The organism is Bacillus sp. SD088 (assembly GCF_017355205.1).
Classification (GTDB): Bacteria; Bacillota; Bacilli; order Bacillales; family Bacillaceae_C; genus Lederbergia.
In genome coordinates this window covers 1-2,292 of record NZ_JADIJK010000059.1, presented here as the reverse complement: position 1 = coordinate 2,292, position 2,292 = coordinate 1, and the positions used below count along the sequence as shown (strand labels likewise).

General features: G+C 44.5%; 2 protein-coding genes. Both read left to right on the top strand.

The genetic code is table 11. The features are described from left to right. A partial coding sequence (locus IPU53_RS24590; protein ID WP_207454155.1) for a PTS sugar transporter subunit IIA occupies positions 1 to 430 on the top strand: 430 nt, incomplete at its 5' end. Positions 431 to 589: 159 nt separating this feature from the next. After that, a partial coding sequence (ptsP, locus tag IPU53_RS24585) for a phosphoenolpyruvate--protein phosphotransferase (RefSeq protein WP_207454153.1) occupies positions 590 to 2,292 on the top strand: 1,703 nt, incomplete at its 3' end.

The window sequence follows — 2,292 nt, the reverse complement described above, 5'->3', positions numbered from 1 at the left end:
AGTCGTTAGTCTGGAGGATGTACCTGATCCTGTGTTCTCCCAGAAGATGATGGGAGATGGAGTCGCCATTGAACCGAAAGATGGACAAGTTGTTTCACCAGTAGAAGGGGAGGTTATTCAGGTATTCCCTACGAAACACGCGATCGGATTGAAAGGAAAGACCGGAATTGAAATTCTGATTCATATCGGTTTAGAAACAGTTCAAATGGAAGGCGAAGGGTTTGAAACGCTTGTCAACCAAGGCGATAAGGTAAAGGTAGGAGATGTATTAGTCCGCTTTGATAAAAACCTGATTGAAGAGAAGGCGACGAGTTCGATCATCCCGATTGTCCTGACAAATGGCGATATCATTGAGTCGATAGATCATTTCGAGACCTCGGATGCGGAAAGTGGTGTAACAGACTTATTGAAAATAACAGTTAAGAATTAAGTCCATTCTGATATGAATTGAAATCTTCAATCAGTGGAGTTTTTCCTTCATCTCATACGGAATTCAAAAGATCAAAGGCTAAATTCGCGACCACCTGTCGTCCTTGAACAAGTCATACGGGATAAAAGAAACATCGAAAAAAAGGAGGCTTGATCCTGAATGAGTACCGATTTAAAAGGAATAGGCGCATCAGCGGGTATTGCTATAGCCAAAGCCTATCGTCTGCAGGAGCCTGAACTGACGATTGAAAAGCGGGAAATTGCAGACAAAGCAGCGGAAAAACAACGATTTGAACAAGCCATCGATCGGTCTAAAGCAGAGCTTGAAACCATTAAAGATCATGCGAACCACGAGTTGGGTGCCGATAAAGCAGAGATTTTTGCCGCTCATTTACTTGTGCTAAGTGATCCGGAATTGCTCACTCCCGTGTTGGACAAGATCGGATTAGAGGGAATCAATGCTGAGGTAGCTATGAAGGAAACGGCGGATCAGTTTGTTTCGATCTTCGAATCGATGGATAATGATTATATGAAAGAACGTGCCGCTGATATTCGGGATGTTACAAAACGTGTGATTGCCAACTTATTAGGTGTGCAAATCCCCAATCCAAGTCTGATTTCGGAGGAAGTTGTGGTCATTGCTGAAGATTTAACGCCTTCGGATACTGCCCAACTCAACCGCCAATTTGTCAAAGGTTTTACCACTGATATCGGAGGGCGTACCTCTCACTCTGCCATTATGGCTCGATCGATGGAAATACCAGCAGTTGTGGGAACAAAAATTGCAACCGCTCGGATTGAAAATGGAATGATGGTGATTGTGGATGGCTTGGATGGAGCGGTTCTGATCGATCCTTCCGCTGAAGAAATGGCTTACTATCAGGAAAAAAAGGCAAAATACGAAGCGCAGAAAGCGGAATGGGCAAAACTGGTTCACGAACCAACCAGATCGAAGGATGGCCAGCATGTAGAGCTTGCTGCCAATATTGGGACACCGGATGATATAAAAGCTGTATTAGAAAATGGCGGCGAAGCTGTCGGTCTATACCGAACAGAGTTTTTATACATGGGCAAAGACCAACTGCCTACAGAGGACGAGCAGTTTGAGGCCTACAAAACCGTCTTGGAAAAAATGGCGGGGAAATCAGTGGTGGTTCGTACACTCGATATTGGCGGAGACAAAAAACTCTCTTATTTACAGCTGCCAAAAGAGATGAACCCGTTCTTAGGCTTTCGAGCCATTCGTTTATGTTTAGAAGAACAGGACATATTCCGTACCCAACTCCGTGCCTTACTACGGGCAAGCCACTATGGTAATTTGAAAATTATGTTCCCGATGATTGCCACGATTTCTGAATTAAAGGAAGCCAAAGCAATTTTGCAAGAGGAAGAGGAAAAGCTGGTTGCGCGAGGTGTGGAGGTATCTGATTCAATCGAAATCGGTATGATGGTCGAGATTCCATCCACAGCTGTGCTGGCGGATCAATTTGCGAAAGAGGTTGACTTCTTCAGTATTGGCACCAATGACTTGATTCAATATACAATGGCAGCCGACCGTATGAATGAACGTGTAGGCTACCTGTATCAACCATACAATCCGGCGATTTTACGTCTCGTCTCCATGGTGATTGATGCCGCCCATCAAGAAGGAAAATGGGTAGGGATGTGTGGGGAAATGGCCGGTGATCCCATCGCGATTCCCCTATTACTTGGTCTAGGGCTTGATGAATTCTCCATGAGCGCAACCTCGATTCTACCGGCGCGATCACAAATAAAAGAGCTAGAAAAAGAACAAGCAAAAACGATAAAAGAGACGGTTTTATCCATGAACACGTCAGAAGAAGTCATCGAATTTGTGAAAAG